This is a genomic window from Xanthomonas hortorum pv. cynarae (assembly GCF_002939985.1).
Taxonomy (GTDB): Bacteria; Pseudomonadota; Gammaproteobacteria; order Xanthomonadales; family Xanthomonadaceae; genus Xanthomonas; species Xanthomonas hortorum_D.
The window spans coordinates 1-266 of record NZ_MDFM01000102.1 but is presented as its reverse complement, the minus strand read 5'-3'; the positions used below and the strand labels follow the sequence as shown (position 1 = coordinate 266).

General features: G+C 62.0%; 1 protein-coding gene. It reads right to left on the bottom strand.

Annotated elements, in window-relative coordinates; translation table 11 throughout:
- The coding region (locus XcyCFBP4188_RS22410; protein ID WP_146094096.1) for a transposase at nucleotides 1-266 on the bottom strand (266 nt) is incomplete at both ends.

Below are 266 nucleotides of genomic sequence, written 5' to 3'. Positions count from 1 at the left end.
GTGTGGATTGCATCATGGCCGTGGCAAGTCGTGGCAGCATCTCGCGCAAGCGGAATCGACGATTAAAACGATAGGCCGCTTCTCCCAGGTAACGCCTTGCGTATTTGCCTTGCGCGATGGCGTGATACACGCCACTGATGGCGCGTTTGAGATTGCCCAGCACCACGTTGAGCCAACGTGCACCGGCCGTTTCGGTCGCGGCACGACCACCGCCAGTGTCCAGCGTGGTGTGCGCGTGGCCGGCGTCTTCTAGCCGGCGCAAGCAG